19 protein-coding genes are annotated in these 21707 nt (G+C 28.0%); 4 read left to right on the top strand and 15 right to left on the bottom strand.

The features are described 5' to 3' along the window. Window positions 1-274: 274 nt before the first annotated feature. Both ABCP60_RS11700 and ABCP60_RS11705 read right to left on the bottom strand, forming a co-directional pair. The gene (locus tag ABCP60_RS11700; protein WP_092923132.1) at window positions 275-1783 is read right to left on the bottom strand and encodes a DUF1846 domain-containing protein; all 1509 of its coding nucleotides are present in this window, start codon (window positions 1781-1783) and stop codon (window positions 275-277) included. 324 nt (window positions 1784-2107) lie between these two features. Further along, window positions 2108-2287 (bottom strand): hypothetical protein, encoded by a 180-nt coding sequence (locus tag ABCP60_RS11705; RefSeq protein ID WP_092923302.1) that lies wholly within the window; start codon window positions 2285-2287, stop codon window positions 2108-2110. A gap of 656 nt (window positions 2288-2943) precedes the next feature. On the opposite strand from ABCP60_RS11705, the gene ABCP60_RS11710 reads away from it, so the two are divergent. Beyond that, window positions 2944-3738 carry a tetratricopeptide repeat protein gene (locus ABCP60_RS11710; protein ID WP_166504857.1) on the top strand — a complete coding sequence of 265 codons (795 nt, stop codon included), beginning with the start codon at window positions 2944-2946 and terminating at the stop codon, window positions 3736-3738. Window positions 3739-3828: 90 nt separating this feature from the next. Here ABCP60_RS11710 and ABCP60_RS11715 read toward each other — a convergent pair whose 3' ends face one another. Together ABCP60_RS11715 and ABCP60_RS11720 are read right to left on the bottom strand one after the other, a co-directional pair. Then, window positions 3829-5490: a ribonuclease J gene (locus ABCP60_RS11715; RefSeq protein WP_195238552.1), complete on the bottom strand. Its 1662-nt coding sequence runs from the start codon at window positions 5488-5490 to the stop codon at window positions 3829-3831. Window positions 5491-5600: 110 nt separating this feature from the next. Continuing rightward, the gene (locus tag ABCP60_RS11720; protein ID WP_092923123.1) at window positions 5601-6068 is read right to left on the bottom strand and encodes an iron dependent repressor, metal binding and dimerization domain protein; all 468 of its coding nucleotides are present in this window, start codon (window positions 6066-6068) and stop codon (window positions 5601-5603) included. 145 nt (window positions 6069-6213) lie between these two features. Between ABCP60_RS11720 and ABCP60_RS11725 the strand changes: the two genes are divergently transcribed. Together ABCP60_RS11725 and feoB are read left to right on the top strand one after the other, a co-directional pair. Further along, window positions 6214-6441: a FeoA family protein gene (locus ABCP60_RS11725; RefSeq protein ID WP_092923120.1), complete on the top strand. Its 228-nt coding sequence runs from the start codon at window positions 6214-6216 to the stop codon at window positions 6439-6441. Between the two features lie 29 nt (window positions 6442-6470). Further along, window positions 6471-8597, top strand: coding sequence for a ferrous iron transport protein B (gene feoB, locus ABCP60_RS11730; RefSeq protein WP_195581719.1), 2127 nt, complete (start codon window positions 6471-6473; stop codon window positions 8595-8597). 74 nt (window positions 8598-8671) lie between these two features. On the opposite strand, the gene ABCP60_RS11735 is transcribed toward feoB, so the two are convergent. After that, window positions 8672-9700, bottom strand: coding sequence for a BMP family ABC transporter substrate-binding protein (locus ABCP60_RS11735; protein ID WP_195929263.1), 1029 nt, complete (start codon window positions 9698-9700; stop codon window positions 8672-8674). A 310-nt stretch (window positions 9701-10010) separates the two neighbouring features. Beyond that, window positions 10011-11195, bottom strand: a complete 1185-nt coding sequence (locus ABCP60_RS11740) for a M20 family metallopeptidase (protein WP_195929264.1) — start codon at window positions 11193-11195, stop codon at window positions 10011-10013. Window positions 11196-11404: 209 nt separating this feature from the next. Here ABCP60_RS11740 and ABCP60_RS11745 point away from each other — a divergent pair, with 209 nt between their 5' ends. After that, window positions 11405-11725 carry a hypothetical protein gene (locus ABCP60_RS11745; RefSeq protein WP_195581718.1) on the top strand — a complete coding sequence of 107 codons (321 nt, stop codon included), beginning with the start codon at window positions 11405-11407 and terminating at the stop codon, window positions 11723-11725. Window positions 11726-11851: 126 nt separating this feature from the next. Here the strand turns inward: ABCP60_RS11745 and ABCP60_RS11750 are convergent, their stop codons facing one another. The 9 genes from ABCP60_RS11750 to ABCP60_RS11790 all read right to left on the bottom strand — a co-directional run bounded on the left by ABCP60_RS11750 (window position 11852) and on the right by ABCP60_RS11790 (window position 21629). Beyond that, a complete protein-coding gene (locus ABCP60_RS11750) occupies window positions 11852-12718 on the bottom strand; it encodes a hypothetical protein (protein WP_092923105.1) in 867 nt (288 codons plus the stop codon). Between the two features lie 45 nt (window positions 12719-12763). Further along, a complete protein-coding gene (locus ABCP60_RS11755; protein ID WP_092923102.1) occupies window positions 12764-13861 on the bottom strand; it encodes a hypothetical protein in 1098 nt (365 codons plus the stop codon). Between the two features lie 181 nt (window positions 13862-14042). Beyond that, the gene (gene metK, locus ABCP60_RS11760) at window positions 14043-15236 is read right to left on the bottom strand and encodes a methionine adenosyltransferase (RefSeq protein WP_343101802.1); all 1194 of its coding nucleotides are present in this window, start codon (window positions 15234-15236) and stop codon (window positions 14043-14045) included. A gap of 2 nt (window positions 15237-15238) precedes the next feature. Next, window positions 15239-16138, bottom strand: coding sequence for an agmatinase (speB, locus tag ABCP60_RS11765; protein WP_092923096.1), 900 nt, complete (start codon window positions 16136-16138; stop codon window positions 15239-15241). Beyond that, complete coding sequence (gene speE, locus ABCP60_RS11770; RefSeq protein ID WP_166504847.1) at window positions 16125-16979, bottom strand: polyamine aminopropyltransferase; 855 nt, start codon at window positions 16977-16979, stop codon at window positions 16125-16127. Before speE ends, speB begins: the two co-directional genes overlap by 14 nt. 154 nt (window positions 16980-17133) lie before the next feature. Further along, complete coding sequence (gene speD, locus ABCP60_RS11775) at window positions 17134-17547, bottom strand: adenosylmethionine decarboxylase (RefSeq protein WP_343101803.1); 414 nt, start codon at window positions 17545-17547, stop codon at window positions 17134-17136. A gap of 18 nt (window positions 17548-17565) precedes the next feature. Next, entirely contained in the window at window positions 17566-19041 is a 1476-nt protein-coding gene (locus ABCP60_RS11780; protein WP_343101804.1) for an aminotransferase class I/II-fold pyridoxal phosphate-dependent enzyme, read from the bottom strand. A 511-nt stretch (window positions 19042-19552) separates the two neighbouring features. Next, window positions 19553-20821 (bottom strand): dicarboxylate/amino acid:cation symporter, encoded by a 1269-nt coding sequence (locus tag ABCP60_RS11785; RefSeq protein WP_343101805.1) that lies wholly within the window; start codon window positions 20819-20821, stop codon window positions 19553-19555. 400 nt (window positions 20822-21221) lie between these two features. Then, window positions 21222-21629 carry a single-stranded DNA-binding protein gene (locus ABCP60_RS11790; RefSeq protein WP_343101806.1) on the bottom strand — a complete coding sequence of 136 codons (408 nt, stop codon included), beginning with the start codon at window positions 21627-21629 and terminating at the stop codon, window positions 21222-21224. Window positions 21630-21707: the final 78 nt, after the last annotated feature.

Genomic DNA, 21707 nt, shown 5'->3' on the forward strand with positions numbered 1-21707 from the left:
CACCTTTTAAATCTTGATTTATATATATATCTTACATTAATTTTGGTTTATTTTTATATTTTATTTGCCTCAATTCTGCTTTTTATATATTATTTAAAGTTTTTTAAAAAATAACTTGCAAATTTTTGAAAAAACCTTTAAAATAGTTATTCCAAGGAACTAAGTTATTTTTAGTTCTTGATGACCGTATTTTTATATTTATTTTTATTTTGTAATTGTATACAAAAAGACCATACTACTATTTGTAATATGGTCTGATTTTTTATATCAATTTTTAATTTGCGTAGTAAAGATTTTGCGATGGATACTCTGGATCAGATGTTACATCTATTCCAAGTTCTCTAAATGTTTGTTCATCACTTTTACTTAATATAGTTGTTGAGTGTGCTTGAGCTCCTTTTAATAAAGGTAATTTGTCAAGTACAACTTGTGCAGTTGGGTTTGTAACAGCGCATATGCTAAGTGCAGTTAAAACTTCTTCACAACTTAACTCTGGATTTCTACTTCCTAAAGTTTTAGTTTTTAAGTTTACAATTGGCTCAAGTATAGCTGGTGATATTAGATGTAATTCATCATCTATATTTGCTAAATGTTTTATAGCATTTAATGTTGCTGCTGCAGTTGCATCCATTAATTCTGAACCTTTACCTGTAAGTATTACCCCATCATTTAATTCTATTGCAACAACTGGGCACATATCATTTTTATTTGCAGCTTCTTTTAATTTGTTGCTGTACTCTCTTGCTGGCATAACAACTGTTCTATCTTCTGGCTTTAAGTTAAGTCCTTGCATTATAACTTGTATTCTTTCAAAAGCACCTTTATCAACTTGTCCTTTTTTGTATTCACAAGCAGTCTTGAAATATCTTCTTATTATTTCTTGTCTAGATGCTTCTTGTACAACTTCATCATCTACTATACCAAATCCAACTCTATTAACACCCATGTCTGTTGGTGATTGATATATAGATTCTTTTCCTGTTATTTTTTCGATTATTTTTTTAAGAACTGGGAATAATTCTAAATCTCTATTGTAGTTTACAGACATTTCACCGTATTTTTCAAGATGGAACGAGTCTATCATATTTACGTCTTTTAAATCTACTGTAGCTGCTTCATAAGCTATATTTAAAGGATGCTTTAAAGGTACATTCCATACTGGGAATGTTTCAAATTTAGAATATCCAACAGCATTTCCTCTTTTATTTTCATGGTATAACTGACTTAAACAAGTACCAAGCTTACCACTATTTGGACCTGGAGCTGTAACAACAACTATAGGCTTAGTAGTTTCTATGTATGGATTTGCTCCATATCCTTCATCACTTACTATTGTATCAACATCTGTTGGGTAACCTTTTGTTGGGGCATGCTTATATACTTTTATTCCTCTACGCTCTAATTTATTTATGAAAACTGTTGTAGCAGGTTGTCCTTCATATCTTGTTATAACAACGCTGTTTACATCTAATTCGTAACTTCTTAAATCATCGATAAGTCTTAGAACTTCCATATCATAAGTTATACCGAAGTCTCCTCTTATCTTATTTCTTTCTATATCTCCTGCATAAACACATATCACAACTTCTACTTTTTCTTTTATGTGTTGAAGTACTTTTATTTTGGCATTTTCATCAAAACCTGGTAATACTCTTTTAGCATGTAAATCTCCTATTAGCTTACCACCAAATTCTAAATAAAGTTTGTCAAAATTATTAACTCTTTCTAAGATATATTTTGATTGCTCTTCTAGATATTTCTTGTGATCGAATCCTATCTTCATCTTTGCACCTCACTAAATTATTTAATTTTTGATAACCGTATTTTTATATATATTTTTATTCGTATTAGTGAAATTTGTTTAAAAATGTAATATTTTTTCTCTTATTTTCACTTTAAGGTTATATTATACATTCAACTTTTCAATATTTCAAGATTATTTTTTGTATTTTTAATATATATATTTATATATATTAAGTATTCACAAATATATTAAAATATACAAGTAAATCAGCAAAAATACTTATTTTTTTAAGTTTTGTTTTAAAATAATTTAAAAAGCTAAGATTTTACTCTTAGCTTTTAATTTAATTATATTTAGTTTAATTTAACAATCAAAGAATCCTTCTTGTCCACATATTATTAATAATAATATTAAAAATGGTATCCATGAACATATATCTATTTCACACCATACATCTCCAAATGCTAGGAATAAGAAAAATAGTACTATTATCCACCATGCTCCAAATCCACCTTCACAGCCTCCAAAGAATCTGTCTAACATATTACTCATATATTTACCTCCTGTTGTCATTTATATTCTAGAGTTTTTATACTCTTAAGATATATTATGTAGGACGGTTTATTTTTGATATAATTTTATATTTGCAATTTACATCATTAATCGACAGATTTGAGAAATTCCACTATTTCTACATTTTTTAATTATGATACATGGATATATTGATAATTAATCATAATACTATTTTAAATATAAATGCAATTATATAACTTTTGTAACCTGCTATTCTACCAAACATTATACTTTCTCTGTATATAAATACTTACCTCATTATCATAAAATCCCAAGACTTTTATCGTAATTACTTTTCTCATTATTTCTGAAATATTTACATTTGCCAGTTTATAAAGAAGCATAAAGGCTAAAGCTCCTATTGATACTGTCATTATAATAACTACATAATTTAAACTTTATATAGTATTTGTTAAACATCTAAACATAATGAGATACATAATTCTCAGCTATGCCTATAACCTTAACCTTTTTCATTTTATATGGTAATTTCTATATCGTAAACAATTCCACTATAGTCCTACATATAGTATATTTTAATTCACCCTTTATAAATTTCATTCATATTATATTTAGTAATATAATAAGTGTTAAAGTCTTATGTAACTTTATTGGAGGAGATATATTTGAGTTTTATAAATACAGAAAATAAATATATAAATAATGGGATTCGATTTTTTAATTTAGGAAATATATACTATTATGGTCTAGATGTAGAAAAAAATTTTAAAAAAGCATTTGGTTTATATTTAAAAGCTTCCACTTTTAATATAGCTGAAGCTTTTAACATGCTCGGTGTTTTATCTTTTAATGGAGAAGGGGTAAATAAAAATTTAGAAGATAGTGTATATTACTTTGAAAAGGCTAAGGATTTAGGAAATTTAACTGCTATGTTTAACCTAGCATTAATCTATGTTTTCTCTGAAGATAAAAAAGACTATTGTAAAGCTCATGCCTATTTAGAGAAACTTGTCGATTTAGGCTATATATTAGCTAAAGATGTTTTGGACTATTTATACTATAATGGCTATGGAGAAAATAAAGACTATAATAAAGCATTAAATTATTGGATTAATAATGATATCTTAGATTTTTCTAATATAAATATGAATAATGATATTAATATTCCTTACACTATTGAAGATTTTGGCAACTTTGAAGAGTTAGTTATTGAAAATTCTAATTTTAGCGATGATATTGAGGATAAAAGACTAATAGATGCTGATAACTACTATAATGGGACTTTAGGTAAAATCGACTATACTAAAGCATTTGATATATACCTTAAATTAGCTGAAGGTGGGAACGGATATGCACAGATAAAAGTAGCTAATATGTATAAAGATGGACTTGGTATTGAAAAAGACTATACTAAATCTTTAAAGTGGTACTCAAAAGCACTTTCTAACTCTAATAAGTAGTAAAAAATTAAAAAGTCTTCTATTAGTTTAAAATAAACAAATAGAAGGCTTTTTAATTTTTTGTTATATTATTTAATATATCTTTATATACTATACTTCCATTATTATAGGGAAAACAATAGGTCTTCTTTTAGTTTTATGGTATAGCAATTGTTCTATGGATCTTTTAATATTTGTTTTTAGTATTTGCCACTCCAATATTTCTTGTTCTAGGCATTTTTCTATCTCTTCTTTTGATACCTCCTTTATTTTATTTATTAAATCCTCTGCTTCTCTAGCGTATATAAATCCTCTAGTTATTACGTCTGGACCTGCTACTATACTATAACTATCTCTATTTATAGCAACTACAATAGTTACCATTCCATCTTTAGCTAAATCTCTTCTATCTCTAAGTACAATATTTCCTACATCACCAACTCCTAAACCATCTACAAATATAACCCCTGTATGAACTCTTTTATTTGCATTTACCCCTTCATTAGTTATTTCTAACACTTGTCCAGTTTCTAAGGTAAATACATTTTGAGGCTTCATTCCTAACTTTATAGCCAAATCTTTATGATGTTTTAAGTGTCTATATTCTCCGTGTACTGGCATAAAGTACTTAGGCTTAACTAAGCTATGAATAAGCTTTAACTCCTCTTGATAGGCATGTCCTGACACATGGATTTCTTCTAAATCCTCATATATAACATCTACACCTTTTTTAAATAATTGGTTTATAACCCTAGAAACTAACTTATCATTACCAGGTATAGGTGATGCAGATATTATAAAAAAGTCGTCTGGTTCTATAATTATCTTTCTATGTGATCCATAAGCTATTCTAGAAAGACCCGCCATTGATTCTCCCTGGCTTCCTGTTGTTATTATAGTTATTTCATTATTTGGATACTTACTTATATCATCTATATCTACTATGTATTCTGTAGGTATATGCAAATATCCTAGTTCCATAGCTACTTGAGATATATTTTCCATACTTCTCCCACTAAATACTACTTTACGATTTTGCATTACAGATGCATTTACTATCTGTTGCATTCTATGAATATTAGAAGCAAATGTAGCTACAATTATTCTTCCTTTAGCATTTGTAAAAATTCTATTTAATGTTTCTCCTATAGTTTTTTCAGATATAGAATGTCCACTTCTTTCAACATTTGTGCTATCTGCCATTAAAAGTAGTACACCTTTTTTGCCCAGTGTAGCTATTCTGTTTAAATCTGTCATTCGCCCATCTATAGGAGTGTAATCTATCTTAAAGTCTCCTGTATGAAGTATTATACCTAAAGGTGTGTGTATGGCTAATCCACACGCATCGGCTATACTATGAGTCACCCTGATAAATTCTATTTTCATATTTTCTAATTTTATACTTTGACCAGCTTTTACAGGGTTTAAATCTACATGATTTAACAAATCATGTTCCTTTAACTTATTCTCTACTAGTCCTATTGTAAGTTTCGTTCCGTATACTGGTATATTTAACTGTTTTAATATATATGGTATAGCTCCTATATGGTCTTCGTGTCCATGTGTTAAAAACATTCCCTTTACTTTATCTTTTTTATCTAACAGATATCGTATATCTGGTATAACTAAATCTACTCCATACATATCTTCATCCGGAAAAGATATCCCACAATCAATAATGATTATTTCATTATTATACTCTATCGCAGTTATATTTTTTCCTATTTCTCCAAGACCTCCAAGTGGAATAACTTTTATGCTATCCTTATTCATAAAGTATGTCTCCTTTTCTTTTGTTCAATTTATGTTAAATTTAATATTTTGTATTCAATCATTCTATAAGTTATTTTTAACAATATATATTTAATTATTAGTTATTTTTATTAATATGCATCGCCTTTTTCTAATATATAGTCTTTAAACTCTTTCAATATAGATTTATTTTCACCTAAAAATCCTACTAATAAACTTATTTTTTCTAATGTTTCTTCCCTAATAGTATGTTCAATTTTTTCAGTTTCTTCATGAAGATTATTTTGAACACCTATAATTTTTAAAAACGATTCTATAGTGTCATGCCTTTTTAATAATTTTTCTCCAATTTTCTTGCCTTCACGACTTAAATTTATACATCCATATCTTTCATGTTCCAATAAATTTTTACCGCTCAGCCTTTTTACCATTTTACTTGCTGATGGTATTTTTACATTTAGCGCTAATGCAACTTCAGCAACTTTAATTTTCTTATTTTCTAGATATAATCTATATATCATCTCAATATAGTCTTCTTCGCTAGGACTAAGTTTATTATTTTTTATATATTCATTAAATGTGTAATACTCATTATTCATTGTTTTAACCTCCTATGTGTCTTATATTAAATATATTAAATGCCTATTTTTAATAGTACTTTTATGTAACATTTCTTATAATTTTTTCATAGTATTTAGTGTGAAAGTTAGCTTAGACTAAGTTTGAATTTTATGGAGGTGCATTATGACTAAGCTCAGTGATATAGATATAAACTCTACAGTTATAGTTAAACAACTTTTAACTGATGGATATATAAGAGAAAGAATGCTTGCTCTAGGTCTTACAGATGGTGCATTAGTTCATGTTATAAGAAAAGGACCTAAAAATAATTTAACAGTATACGATATAAGAGGAGCAAAAATAGCCCTTAGAAAAGAAGAGGGAGATAACATTATTGTTTCTAGAATTTAATTTTTAGTTTTATAAAGGGGGGATTTATTATGGGTTTAACTCATGACTCTACAAAAGCAAAATCCTTAAAAGATATGTTTGACATTGAAAGAAAGCCCAACCAGTATGTCATTGCCTTAGCTGGTAACCCTAACACTGGTAAAAGTACTGTTTTTAATACTTTAACCGGCTTAAAGCAACATACTGGCAATTGGCCTGGTAAAACAGTTTGCACTGCTCGTGGGGATTTTAAATACAATAATAAAGAATATGCTTTAGTAGATTTACCAGGTACTTACTCTCTATTTGCTGCATCACAGGAAGAAATGGTGGCTAGGGATTTTGCTTGTTTTGGAAATCCAGACGCAGTTATTGTTGTTGCTGATGCTACATCTTTAGAAAGAAATTTCAATCTAGTTTTTCAAATTATGGAATTAACTGATAAAGTTATACTTTGCATAAATCTAATTGATGAAGCTGAGAAAAAAGGTATTTCTATTAATAAGGACAAAATAGAAAAATATCTAGGAATACCTGTTGTTTTGACATCAGCTAGAAATAAAAAAGGAATTGATGAACTTTTATGTACTTTAGATAAAGTAGTATTAAATCAATACGAGTATAATAATAAAATTATAAAATATAATAAAGAAATTGAGAGTTATGTAAGTATTATAGAAAAAGACTTAAAAGAATATATTCCTTTTATAAAATCTAGATGGCTTGCTTTAAGGCTTATTGATGGAGATAATAGTATTTATAAATCTATGAATGACTATGTAGATGGTGACTGTAACAAATCAATTGATTTAATTAAATCAAAACTTCCACTAAATATAGATAAAAAATCAATAAGAGATAGTATAAGTAAGACTAATTATGAATATGCTTCTGAACTATATAATTTATCTATAAATATAAAAAGTGATATAAAGTACAAGAGAGATGATAAAATAGATAAGATTATTACATCTAAAGTATTTGGAATTCCTTTAATGCTATTGTGTCTTGCTTTTATACTTTGGTTAACTATACAAGGTGCAAACTATCCTTCACAGATGATATCTAATGTACTTTTTGGTATAGAACCACATATATATAATTTTTTAGAAACTATACATCTACCTGTTTGGTTAAATGAAATGCTTACTTTTGGTATGTATAGAACTCTGGCTTGGGTTGTTTCTGTAATGTTGCCACCTATGGCAATATTTTTCCCACTATTTACTTTACTTGAGGATTTTGGGTATCTTCCTAGAGTTGCATTTAACTTAGATCATTTATTTAAAAAAGCATGTTGTCATGGTAAACAATGTCTTACTATGTGTATGGGATTTGGTTGTAATGCTGCTGGTGTTATAGGTTGTAGAATAATTGATTCTCCAAGAGAAAGACTAATTGCAATACTTACCAATAACTTTGTTCCTTGTAATGGTAGATTTCCAACTTTGATTGCTGTAGCTACAATATTTTTCTCTTCAGCCATTGCAAGTTCCACTTCTACAAGTATAGTAACTGCTCTTTGCATTGCTTTGATAGTAGTATTTGGTGTATTAATAACACTTTTAGTCTCTTATGGGTTGTCAAAGACACTATTAAAAGGAGTTCCTTCTACTTTTACACTAGAGCTTCCACCATACAGAACTCCTCAAGTAGGAAGAGTTTTATATACATCTATTATTGATAGAACTTTATTTGTCTTATACAGGGCAATTATAGTTGCCATACCTGCTGGTATTGTGACATGGGTATTTGCTAATATTTATATAGGAGACATGAGTATTCTAGTTCATGTAGCAAATTTCCTTGATCCAATAGCTAAATTTATAGGTCTTGATGGATTTATTCTTTTGGCCTTTATACTTGGTTTACCTGCAAATGAAATAGTCATACCAGTTTTACTAATGTCTTATTTGGCTACAGGTTCAATGATTGAATTAGATGAACTTTCAGCTTTAGGAACAGTTTTAAGAGATAATGGATGGACTTATCTAACAGCACTTAATGTTATGTTATTTAGCTTACTTCATTGGCCTTGTGCTACTACCTTAATCACTATAAAAAAGGAAACAGGTAGTGCTAAATGGACTTTAATCGGATTTTTACTACCTACTGTAATAGCATTTACAATTTGCTTTATGACAACTTGCTTATTTAACATTTTAGGCTTAGCTTAATATTAATAAATAAAAAATAGAGCTATCTTATAAGATAGCTCTATTTTTATAGTTATAGTAGATTAAAAATTATTCTATTGATTTACCATTTCATTATATTCTTTTTCATTTTTAGGTGCTTTTAATTCACCTTTTTCAAACTTTTCAATTTGTTGATTTACATAATCCATTACATCTTGTGGTACTAAGTTTTTAGTACTTTCAGGTAATCCAACAGCACCTTCTTTTAGGCCATATATTGTTGTTGTTCCACCTTCAAACTTATCTTCTTTTAACTTCTCGACTACATCATATACACCAACGTCAACCCTTTTTATAGCTGAAGTTAATACATTTTTAGGCGCTAGAGAACTTTGATCTCTATCAACACCTATAGCATATTTACCTTCTTCCTTGGCAGCTTCTATAGCCCCAGTACCAACATCTCCACCTGCAGTGAATATTATATCAGCACCTTGAGAATACATTTGCTTAGCTATAGCCTTACCTTTTGCTTGGTCTGTAAATGAGTTTGCATATTGAACTTGTATTTTAGCTTCTGGATTTGTGGCTTTTACCCCTGCCATATATCCATATTGGAATGCTTCTATAACTGGTAACTCCATACCACCTATAAATCCTACATTATTAGTCTTAGTCATTTTACCAGCAACTATACCTGCTAAATATGCAGATTGTTCTGAGTTAAATTGCACTGCTTCTACATTTTTAGGTACTTCTTTATATGTTTCATCTATTAAAGCAAACTTTTGGTCTGGATACATTTTAGCTGCTTCTTCTATAGCTGGTGCTAATTTCATACCTACCCCTAGTATTAAATCTGTATCTTGGTCTACTAAAGTTTCTATGTTACTTGCATAGTCTGAATCTTGCTTTGATTCTAAGTATGTAACATCTACTCCTAAATCTTTTTTTGCCTTCTCTAGACCTTCCCATGCAGATTGATTAAATGATTGATCATTTACTCCTGCTACATCTGTTACCATAGCTATTTTTAATTTACCATCATCTTTCTTTTCACTTTCTCCGCCTGAACATCCTACTAATAATGATGCTGATAATGCAGTTACAGTTGCTAATGATACTAACTTTTTAAATGTCATGATAAATCCTCCTAGTTTTATTCAAAACCCCGCCTTTTTAAGTTGTCCAAAGATAAAACTTTTTTATTTCATAAAAAAATCCTTTTATCAGCATGATAAAAGGATAGTAATTTCTATACTACTAGTGTAAACATTAATATCTTTTTAGTCTCTCTGGACTATTTTAAAGCTGATTTAGTATTATTTTGTTTTCATTTTTATTTATTATTACATTTTTATACATAGTTGTCAATATATAAAACAACAAATAAATTTAAATTTTATTTTTTAAGTTTAACTATTTAATTTTTCTATATACAAAATTTTATAATTAATTTTTATTAAAATATAAAACATTTGCTATATGCATTAGAGTTCCTACTGCTAAGCATCTTTCATCTATATTAAATGTAGAAGTATGAAGCTGAGTAACCTCTTGATTACTATTCCTGCAACCGATATGATAAAAAACACCTTTACATTCTTCTAAATAATAAGAAAAATCTTCTCCTCCTAAAGATGGCTTCTCCTTTAGTATAAATCTATCTTTTCCAAATAATTTTTCTGTACTTTCAGCTACTATATCTACTAGATAATCATCATTTACTACAGGAGGATACCCATCGCTTCCCCATAATACTTCTCCTTTACAATCAAATGCTCTACATATATCTGATACTATATTTTCTATCCTTTTTATCATTTCTTTTCTTGTATTTTTGTTTATTGTTCTTAATATTCCATTCATTGAAACCTCTTCACATATAATATTTTGAGCTTCTCCTCCCATAATTTTGCCAATTGTCAAAACTGCACTATCTAATGGTGATATATTTCTACTTACTATGCTTTGTAGGGCTAAAATTATACTAGAAGCTACTAGTATAGCATCCTTTCCTGATTCTGGGTATGCTCCATGAGATTTTTTACCTTTTATAATAATTTTTAAACTATCAGTGCTTGCATTTAATATATTATATTTTGTCTCTATATATCCAGTCTCTAAATATGGCATTACATGTAATCCAAACATATAATTTACATCTGGATTTTTCATACATCTATCTTCTACTAAAAATTTTGCTCCTCCTACTGTTTCCTCTGCTGGTTGAAATAGAAATTTTACATTTACATGTAACTTATCTTTCATATCATTTAAAATCTTACATGCTCCAAGTAGCATAGCTATATGAGCATCATGTCCGCAAGCATGCATTACACCTTTATTTTTTGATTTATAATTAATTTCGTTTTCTTCATTTATGGGCAATGCATCCATGTCAGCTCTAATTCCTATAGTTATATTATTTTTTGGTTTTATAATGTAAGCCATAACTCCGTTGTGTTTTTCAAATTCTGTATACTCTATGTTCATTTCCTTTAAGTAATTTAATATTCTATTTTTAGTGTTGTATTCATTTAATGATAATTCTGGGTACTTGTGAAACTCTCTTCTCACCTCTATTAACCAATTCTCTATATCTTCTACCTTTCTTTTAATATTTTCAGTATACATAAAGTCTCCTTTATAAAAATAATTTACATAAAAATATATGTATTAAAATACTTTTTAAGAAATATATTTTATATATATTGTTGTTTATACCTCAATTCATGTATTATATATTTTTGTTTTATTTAAAAGGTGTAAGTTAATAAATATAGAATTTTATTATTGTATTAATTTTCAAAATTTTTACATTTATTTTGAGAGGTGTGATAAGTATGTTTGAAATGGTTAAATTTCCTTATAATGCTAGACCTGTTGCAAGATTAGATGCTAATAACATTGTCCATAATCATTTATATCATGACTGTCCTATTGGCAAAGTTTGTGATAATGTTATGTATGATCTTAGTGATAATCCAATTGGGAGAGTAGAAGAAGATGGTACTATTCATTCTCACCATATAAATAATTCGCCTATTGGTAAAGTTAACTCTGATGGTTATATATCTAAAGGAAATGATTTAGTTGGAAGAATAGATTGCAATAATCAACTAGCTGGTGGAGCTTATTTATTATTAATACATGATAATAGATAAACTTTTGAAAAATTATTATTTAACTTACTTTATATTTTAATAATGTTTAATTTTTTTATTAAAAATAGAAAAAGTATCTATAAATCTAGACACTTTTTCTATTTTTTATTTATGTAAATATATTCTTTATTTTATAAATTGACCTATAAAATCAATCATCATTTTCTTAAATACGCCGCTATAATCTACTATTTGTGCTAATTGATTCCCATTAGGTGTTTGACTATTATAATTTGATATTTTAAATGTTAGGTATCCATCAACTTCTTCAATAAGATATCCAACATCTTTTGTATTTGATAATTCAAGATCTCCCATATCTACATCCATATCTTTTATTATTTCTTTATTTGCACAAAGTATTCCTTCTGAATATGTGCTTATATCTGTTCCAAATACTACATATTTAGCACTTGTATCTTTTGATGTTTTAAGGAATAATCTATTTGTTAGGTTACTTTTTTCCATATTAACAGGTATTAATTCACTGTTTATAGCCTCATCTAAATTATTTTTAGTAGTTTCTATGAATTTGTCCATATCAAATTTTTCTTTTTCTATTTTTAATATGTTTAAAGTATCTAAATTTTCTTGAGGTATATATTTTACCACATTCTCAAATACATGATATACATCTCTTATCTCATATCCTTTATTTATGTAACTTTCCTTTACTTTATATTCTTCATCAAATTCTTTTAATAATTTTTTATTTTCTTCTTTACTTTCATAGTCTTTTATACTTGTTACAAATGGTATTATTTTGCTTGGTTTCATTAAGAACATTTCTAATGGTTTTATAGTATCATTTGCTTCTTTTATGTCACTTTCTTCAAATGCAACCTCTATTCCATCTTCTAAGAAAGCAACTTCAACTTCCATCTCATATTCATTTTCATCTATTATATTACTTCCTACTGGATACATTACTACTAACTTGCTTTTGTCGTAAACATATCCAAATGCATAATCTATTTCTAGCTGTTTTGTCATATTTTTCTCCTTAGTATTTTAGTTATGTATTTATTATATCAAATATTATAAACCTTTATATTTAATATTAATACCAAATACATTATTTTTTATCTTATTTACAAATATGGATATTAGTATTATAACTCCAAACATACCTGATAGTGGATATATAAGTTTTACTAGTGTTGCAAAAGGTAATCTTCCTCCGATTATTCCTAATACAGTACAAAATATTGCTATGCCTGTGAACTTACTACTCTTTTCCTTAAAATAACTTGTGCATACAGTCCATAGTAACGGAACTGCAGTTGTATATATTCCCGCAATTAACATAAGTGAGAACATAGCCCCTACGATTGGGCCAATTTTATCAGCCATATATAAAGTAGGTATTTCAGTTATGTATATATTTTCTATATCAGACATTATCCCTAAATTAAGAGCTATAGCAGCTGCCATAAATAATACTCCACCAATAATGCCTCCCCATATACAACTACTTTTCTTTTTTGCTGTAGAACCTACTCCAACTAAAAATGGTGTAGCTATTATTAGGTTTAGCCCTGTGTATATTATGCTTGTAGTTAACCAGTGATCTACTGGTTTAGTAACATCTATCGTTGTTAATATTTGATTAACAGCACAAAGAGATTCATAATTTCTTGCAATAGTTACTACTCCAACTCCTACTGACATTATAGCTATAATTGGACCTATATTACCCAAGATATCTATAACCTTATTCATTCCCATAAGTACAGATACTAATGCTAGTAATCCTATTATTATGGAACCTATTTGTTTATCTATCCCATAATATTGATTTATAGATGCTCCTGCCCCTGATATCATAACCATAAAGCTACAAAAGAAAAATATAGGCATAAATAATTTAAAAAATCCACCTATATAATTTCCACATAAATATGTAAATATATCATTGCTACTTCTTAGTTTTTGAGTTTTCCCAATTTCTAATAAACTAGATCCACAATATGCTAGTAAACCCATACATATTAAATTTGACAATATACTAACTATCCCATGTGCTGAAAAAAATTGCATTATTTCTTGTCCGGTAGCAAATCCAGACCCTATACATACAGATATATATGTTCCTGCAAATTTAATTATCTCACTAATACTACTTTTACCTCCCATAGTAATTCCTCCTTATAGATATTAAATCTCATTACATATATATGCTTGTTTACTATATAAATATTAACTACTTGTCTAAATAATATTAAGGTTTATATTATTTAGCCTATTTTTATGATGAAATCATTGGAATCAATAATAAATAGAGAGGTAATCTTTTAAAAGATTACCTCTCTATTTATTATTGTCCTAATGCTTCTTTTCTTAATAGCTCTGCTTTATCAGTTCTTTCCCATGGTAAATCTATATCTGTTCTACCAAAGTGACCATAAGCTGCTACTTGCTTGTATATAGGTCTTCTTAAGTCTAAGTCTCTTATTATTGCTCCTGGTCTTAAATCGAAGTGTTTATTTACTAATTCTACTAATTTAGATTCTTCAACTTTTCCAGTTCCAAAAGTATCTATAAATACTGATAATGGTCTAGCAACACCTATCGCATAGGCTAACTCTATTTCACATTTATCTGCTAGTCCTGCTGCTACTATATTTTTAGCTACATATCTTGCTGCATAAGCTGCTGATCTATCAACTTTTGTTGGATCTTTTCCTGAGAATGCTCCTCCACCATGTCTTGAGTATCCTCCGTAAGTATCTATTATTATTTTTCTTCCTGTAAGACCTGTATCTCCTTGTGGGCCTCCTATAACGAATCTTCCTGTTGGGTTGATGTATATTATAGTTTCTTCATCCATTAAATCTGCTGGTATAACAGCTTTTATAACATGCTCTATTAAATCTTTTCTTATTGTTTCGTTAGTAACTTCTTCTCCATGTTGAGTTGATATAAGTATAGTATGAACTCTAGCAGGAGTATTTCCATCGTATTCTACTGTAACTTGAGTCTTTCCATCTGGTCTTAAGTACTCTAAAGTTTTATTTTTTCTAACTTCTGTTAATCTTCTAGATAACTTATGAGCTAAAGATATTGGAAGTGGCATTAACTCTTCTGTTTCATTACAAGCGAAACCAAACATTATACCTTGGTCCCCTGCTCCAACTTTTTCTATTTCGTCTTCTGTTGTTTCACCTTCTCTATTTTCTAAGGCTTCATCAACACCCATAGCTATATCGCCTGATTGTTCATCTATTGTAGTTATTACTGCACAAGTATCACAGTCAAATCCGTATTTAGCTCTATCATACCCTATTTCTCTTACTGTTTCTCTTACTAATTTAGGAATATCTACATATGTATTAGTACTTATTTCTCCTGCTACTAATACTAATCCTGTTGTAGTTGTTGTTTCACAAGCTACTCTTGCATGTGGATCTTTCTCTAATAATGCATCTAGTATAGAATCTGATATTTGATCACATATTTTATCTGGATGTCCTTCTGTTACTGATTCTGAAGTAAATAAATGTCTTGCCATTTTCATATCACCTTTCTTTTACTTTTTATATTATCCGCTGTTACAAGAGAAAGTTCTCTTAATATTTTACAAGCCACAACCGTAGATACATTCGTACTATCATAGTCAGGACTTAATTCAACTATATCTAAACCTACTATATTTGTATTTGATTCCTTTAGTATAGTAAATATTTCTCTAAATTCTCTATATGTTACTCCACCCGGTTCTGGAGTTCCTGTTCCAGGAAATATTGATGGATCTAAAACATCTAAATCAATAGTTATATAAATATTTTTTCCATCTAATTTATTTATTATATCTTTAAAAGTGTTTATAGTTTCAACTTCCATATAAGTATGCTTATCTTTTAAAGCAAATTCAAACTCTTCTTTTGTACCAGATCTTATTCCAAATTGGAATATTCTATTGTCCCCAACTATATCCCATACTCTTTTTATTACAGTAGCATGTGAATTTTCATTGTTGTTATATTCTTGCCTTAAATCTGTATGAGCATCAAAGTGAATTATAAATACATCATCATATTTTTCATGTACCGCTTTAAAAGCTGGAAGAGTAACTAAATGTTCTCCTCCTATCATAAAAGGAACCTTATTATCATTTACAATTTCTTTAGTTCCTATATATATTTCTTCTAAAACTTTATATGTATTTCCTATACTTAATTCTAAATCACCAATATCACATATTTTGAAATCCTCTAAGTCTAAATCTAATATTGGGCTATATGTTTCAAGTCCATAAAACTCTGGTCTCATAGCACTACTTGCAAATCTAGTTCCTGGTCTATTTGAAGTAGTCCCATCAAACCCTGCTCCAAATACTACTACCTCTGCATCTTCATAAGAAGTTTCCATTCCCATAAATGTACTTATATGTGAAAATTTATTTGTTTTCATCTAACATATCCTTAACGTATTGAGGTAGCATAAATGCACCTTTATGTATATCACTATTATAGTATTTAGTCTTTAAGTTTAATTTTTCCCAACTATCTTTATTTTGGTCTTTTACTGGGTCAAACTTCTTAGATGCAAATCCAAATAGCCAATGTCCTGATGGATAAGTTGGTATATGAGCTTGATAAACTTTTGCTATAGGAAATATCTTATTTATTTTTTCATTTGCTCTTTTCATTTCCTTAGCATTAAAGTCAAAATATGGACTTTCATTTTGATTTACAAGTATACCTTCAGTAGTTAATATTCTGTAGCAATCATTGTAGAAATCTACTGAGAATAATCCTTCTCCTGGTCCTATTGGATCAGTTGAGTCTACTATTATTAAATCATAAGATGCATCTTTAGAATTTTTGACAAATGCTACACCATCTTCATAATATAAATTTACTCTTTCATCATTTAATTTACATGCACATATATCTATATACTTTCTAGATACATCTACAACCATTTTATCTATTTCAACCATATCTATTTTTTCTATTTGCGGATAACGAGTCAGCTCTCTTACTGTACCTCCATCTCCTCCACCTATTACTAATACATTTTTAATATTCATGTTAGTTGCCATAGGTGTATGAACTATCATATCATGGTATATAAATTCATCTTTATAATTTACCATCATAAGTCCATCTAATGTTAGAAACTTTCCAAACTCCTTGCTTTCAAATACATCTACTTGTTGAAAATCAGATTTATCACTAAATAAATGCTTATCTACTTTTATTGAAAAACGTACATTATCTGTCCATTCTTCTGTGTACCAAAGTTCCATAAAAGTTCCTCCTAGTAATTCAAATTTATTTTAATTTTTATATTTATGTGTCCTGTATCTATGTGTGGACTAATTTGTGTATTTTTTATTTATATGTTATAATATAGATTCAAATTTATTTTAATTTTATTTATTTTATTTAGGTATTTATTACTTATATAGCTTCTGGCTTATGAGTAATTTTACCTAAATCTTTTTTTGCTAATTTTTGTATTTTAGTTGTTAATCCTCTTGGTATTTCTGTAGATTCACTTCTTTCTGCTTTTAAAAGCTCTTCTAATAATTCAAAACTCTTCCAAGGGTCTATATCTCCGCAAGTAAAGAAATCTGCTGCTGCATATCCGTATTCTGGCCATGTATGTATTGTTAAGTGAGATTCAGCTATTATAACTGCTCCTGATACTCCCCATGGATTAAAGTGGTGGAAAACAGAATCTACTATTGTTGCTTTTGCATTTAATGCTGATTCATTCATAAATTTTTCTATAAGTTTAGGGTCTCTAAGTATTTCCTCATCGCAGTTGTAGTATTCTACTAATATGTGACGTCCAAGTGTCTCAAATTTCATCAATATCACTCTCCTCTTTTAATCTTTTATAACTACTATAGTATTTAAACTTTTATCTTTCATGTCTGTTAAGTATGCATTATTTGCTTTTAAAGTTTTTATATATTCTATTATTTCTTTAGTTACAATCTCTCCTGGAGCAATTATTGGTATTCCTGGCGGATAAGCCATTATAGATTCTCCACAAACTCTATTTATACTTTCTTCCAAAATTACACTTTCCTTATTTTTATAAAAAGCATCCCTAGGTTTGAGTTTTATAATAGGGTTTATTTGCTTAATATCTATATATTTAATTTTTTCATTTGACATGTTAGACTTTGAAATAGAGTCTAAAGCTTTTATAAGCTTATCTATATCTGACTTTGTTGTTCCTATTGATATTAATGCTAGTATATTATAAATATCTCCCAGCTCAACTTGAACATTATAATTTTGATATAATAAGTCATAGACTTCAAATCCTGTTAAGCCCAACCCTCTAACATTTATACAAAGTTTAGTCTCATCTATTGACTCTACACCATTATTTTCTAGCATTTCTTTAGAAATTACCTTAATACCTTTTATTTTATTTATCTTATATTTTGCATATCTAGATAAATTTAATGCTCTTGATAATTGTGACTCTCCATTAGTTTCTAGATTTAATCTAGCCCCATCAATACTCGCCATTAATAAATATGATGCTGATGTGGATTGAATCATATTTATAGTTTGTTGTACTTTATTCGCATCTATATTTTTTCTATTTACTAAAAGTGCTGAAGCTTGTGTCAACGCTCCTCCCGTTTTATGAATACTTACTGCAGACATATCGGCCTTTGCATTCATTGCTGAAATTGGTAAGTCATTATTAAAATTAAAATGAGCACCATGAGCTTCATCTACTAATACTAATACGCCTTTACTATGACATAATTTCACTATTTCTTCTATATCTGAGCATGCTCCATAGTATGTTGGATTTAATAAAAACACTGCTTTTATATCCTTATGTTTATCTAATGCATCCTTTATACAATTTAAACTAACATTTAAACTAATCCCTAATGAATTATCAAACTCTGGCTGTATAAAAATTGGGTGTCCTCCAGAAAGTATAAGTGCATTTATAACCGATTTATGGATATTTCTTGGAATAAGTATCTTATCCCCTTGATCTATGGTACTTAAAATCATTATATGTATAGCACCCGTGGTACCATTGGTTATAAAAAATGCTTCATCTGCACCATAAGCTTTAGCAAGCATATTTTGAGAATCTTTTATAATAGTTCTTGGGTTAGATACATTATCCATAAGTGGAGATGAATTTATATCCATTTTCATAATATTTTCTCCAAAATAATCATTAAGTACTTCTACACCTTGTGCTCTTACATGACCTGGTACATCAAAACATACTATATCCATCTGTGAATAATCTTTTAATGAATTTAATAATGGAGCCTCTTGGTAATCCTTAACGCATTTTTCGACATTAACTTTCATATCCCAACCTCCTTTCTATATTTTTATTCAATTATTTTTTAAATTTAAGATTATTATTTTTACACTTAAAATTTACCTTTATTAAACTACCATAATTTATTATATTAACTTTTCTATTTTTTATCAAGACTTTTTTATTTTTTCAAATCCTAGCATTTACAATATATACACACCTTTTCAAACTATATTGTTAATATTAATTTTTTTATAGTTTAGTATTAGTAAATTTTTAAAAGTTTTATAATTTTATTTTTTTAGAATTTCATTTGTTTTATCAATACTTCAAGTTTATTTTTTTTAATATTTAAGTATATAATAACTAAACTTTTTTCAAAAATATATAATATTAAATATTTTTCTATTTTTATACATTTCTATAAAAAAATTAATTTCATTACGTAGACATTAACATAATATTCTCTATTCTTTCTATGGTATTAATTAATTGAAAATAAATAAAGAGGCGAATAATAAATTTATTATTCGCCTCTTTATTTATTTTGTATTTATATTAAGCTACTAACTTCTCAGATTCTTTATTGTACTTTTCTAAATCTATATCCTTTTCACTATTTGCTACTACAAGAGTACATACATTATCTCCCATAACATTTACAGTAGTTCTAAACATATCTATTATTCTTTCAACTCCCATTATTAAACCTATTCCTTCAAGTGGAAGTCCTACTGATTGTAAAACCATAGATAGCATTATCATACCAACACCTGGTACACCTGCTGTACCTATAGATGCAAGAGTTGCTGTTAATACTATAGTTATCATATCATTCATTCCTAAATCAATACCGTATATTTGAGCTATGAATAATGCTGCTATACCTTGCATTATAGCTGTTCCATCCATATTTATTGTAGCTCCCATAGGTATTGTAAACGATCTTGTTGACTTTCCTACACCTAGTTCTTCCATTATCTCTAAACTAACTGGTACAGATGCATTACTTGATGCTGTTGAGAATGTAACTACTGCTACTTGTGTAAATTTCTTTAAAAATGGTTTTATCTTTTGTCTAGTAAATAATTTAAATAATCCTCCATATACAACTACTACATGAACCAATAATCCAAGTAATACTACTAATACATACTTCATAAGACCTATCATAGCATCAGTTCCTACTGTTGCAAAAGTATTAGCAACTAGAGCAAATACACCATATGGGGCAAATAACATTATTATATTGACCATTTTCATACATACTTCATTAGCACTTTCAAATAAAACCTTTATAGGCTCTGCTTTTTTACCCACCACACTTATAGATATACCTATAAGCACTGCAAAGAATATAACTTGTAACATTTCACCACTGGCTAAAGCTTGTATTGGGTTGCTTGGTATTATATTTAATATAATATCTGTTATTGACTTACTTTCTCCTATTGCTACTGACTCCATTTCTACAGCTCCCATGCTTATACCGCTACCTGGCTTTAATACGTTTCCTAATATAAGAGAAACTATTATAGCTATTGCTGTTGTTCCTAGGTAAAATAGCATTGTCTTTCCACCAATTCTACCTAACTTCTTTACATCTCCCATAGATGCTATACCGCATATTAATGATACAAATACTAAAGGAACCACCATCATCTTTATAGCACTTGTAAACCCATTTCCAAATACTTTAAGTATCCCATTTAATAATAATGTATCTTTTATAAATCCTGTTGGTAATTGTTTTACTATTAATCCGAATATAAATCCAAGTAATAATCCTAATAAGATTTTACTAGTTAATGTAAGTTTTTTCTTCATTTAAAATTTCCTTCCTCTCGAACTTTTTTAACTTTCTATATGCTTATTATACACAATTTCCGTCCAATTGTACATTAAAAATTAAAGTACCATTTGATTATAACATTATTTTTTTTATTTTTTTAAAGTTATTTTATCTCATATATATATATTAAACCTATATTTTTTAAATTAACTTTATTTTATTTGGTTACACAATTCAAATTCGTTATTTTATATAGTAGATATTTTTTTATTAAGTATCTTTTAATTTTTACTTATTATTTCATCCTATATTTTAAAATTTTATTTTATAAATTAAACAAAAAATAGAATAAGGGTTTATAAACCCTTATTCTATTTTTTAGAAAAATTTTTAATTTTTAATTATTTTTAGTTATAAATTTATATTTTTACATAGTTAAAAAGGGAATATTTCCTCGATAGTCTCTCCTTTAGAGTTTTCTTTTTCAAATATGTCATTTGAAACAAAGTATCCTTGTGTAGGATCATTCTTTTTGTTATCTAAAAATTTAAAACTACTTGCAAGTACATTAGTATATGTTTTATTTACTCCATCTTTTGTCTTATATTTTTTAACTCTAATTTGACCTTCTATACCAATTCTTCTTCCTTTGAATACATATTTACAAAATATTTCTGCTTGTCTACCCCAAATCTCTACCGGTATAAAATCTACATCTCGTACTCCTTCTTTATTGGTATAATTTCTACTAATTGCTATTGTAAATTTGGATTTTGATCTTTGACCTATATATTCAATTTCTGGATTTTGAGTTAATCTTCCAACTAAAATAACATTATTCATAGCTTCTCTTCCTTTTTTACGTATTTTAGTTGAATTATATACACATAATGGTATATTTATACATTTTTGTATTTTATA

It is taken from the genome of Romboutsia sp. MSSM.1001216sp_RTP31141st1_G3_RTP31141_220114 (assembly GCF_039031195.1).
GTDB lineage: Bacteria > Bacillota > Clostridia > Peptostreptococcales > Peptostreptococcaceae > Romboutsia_C > Romboutsia_C hominis.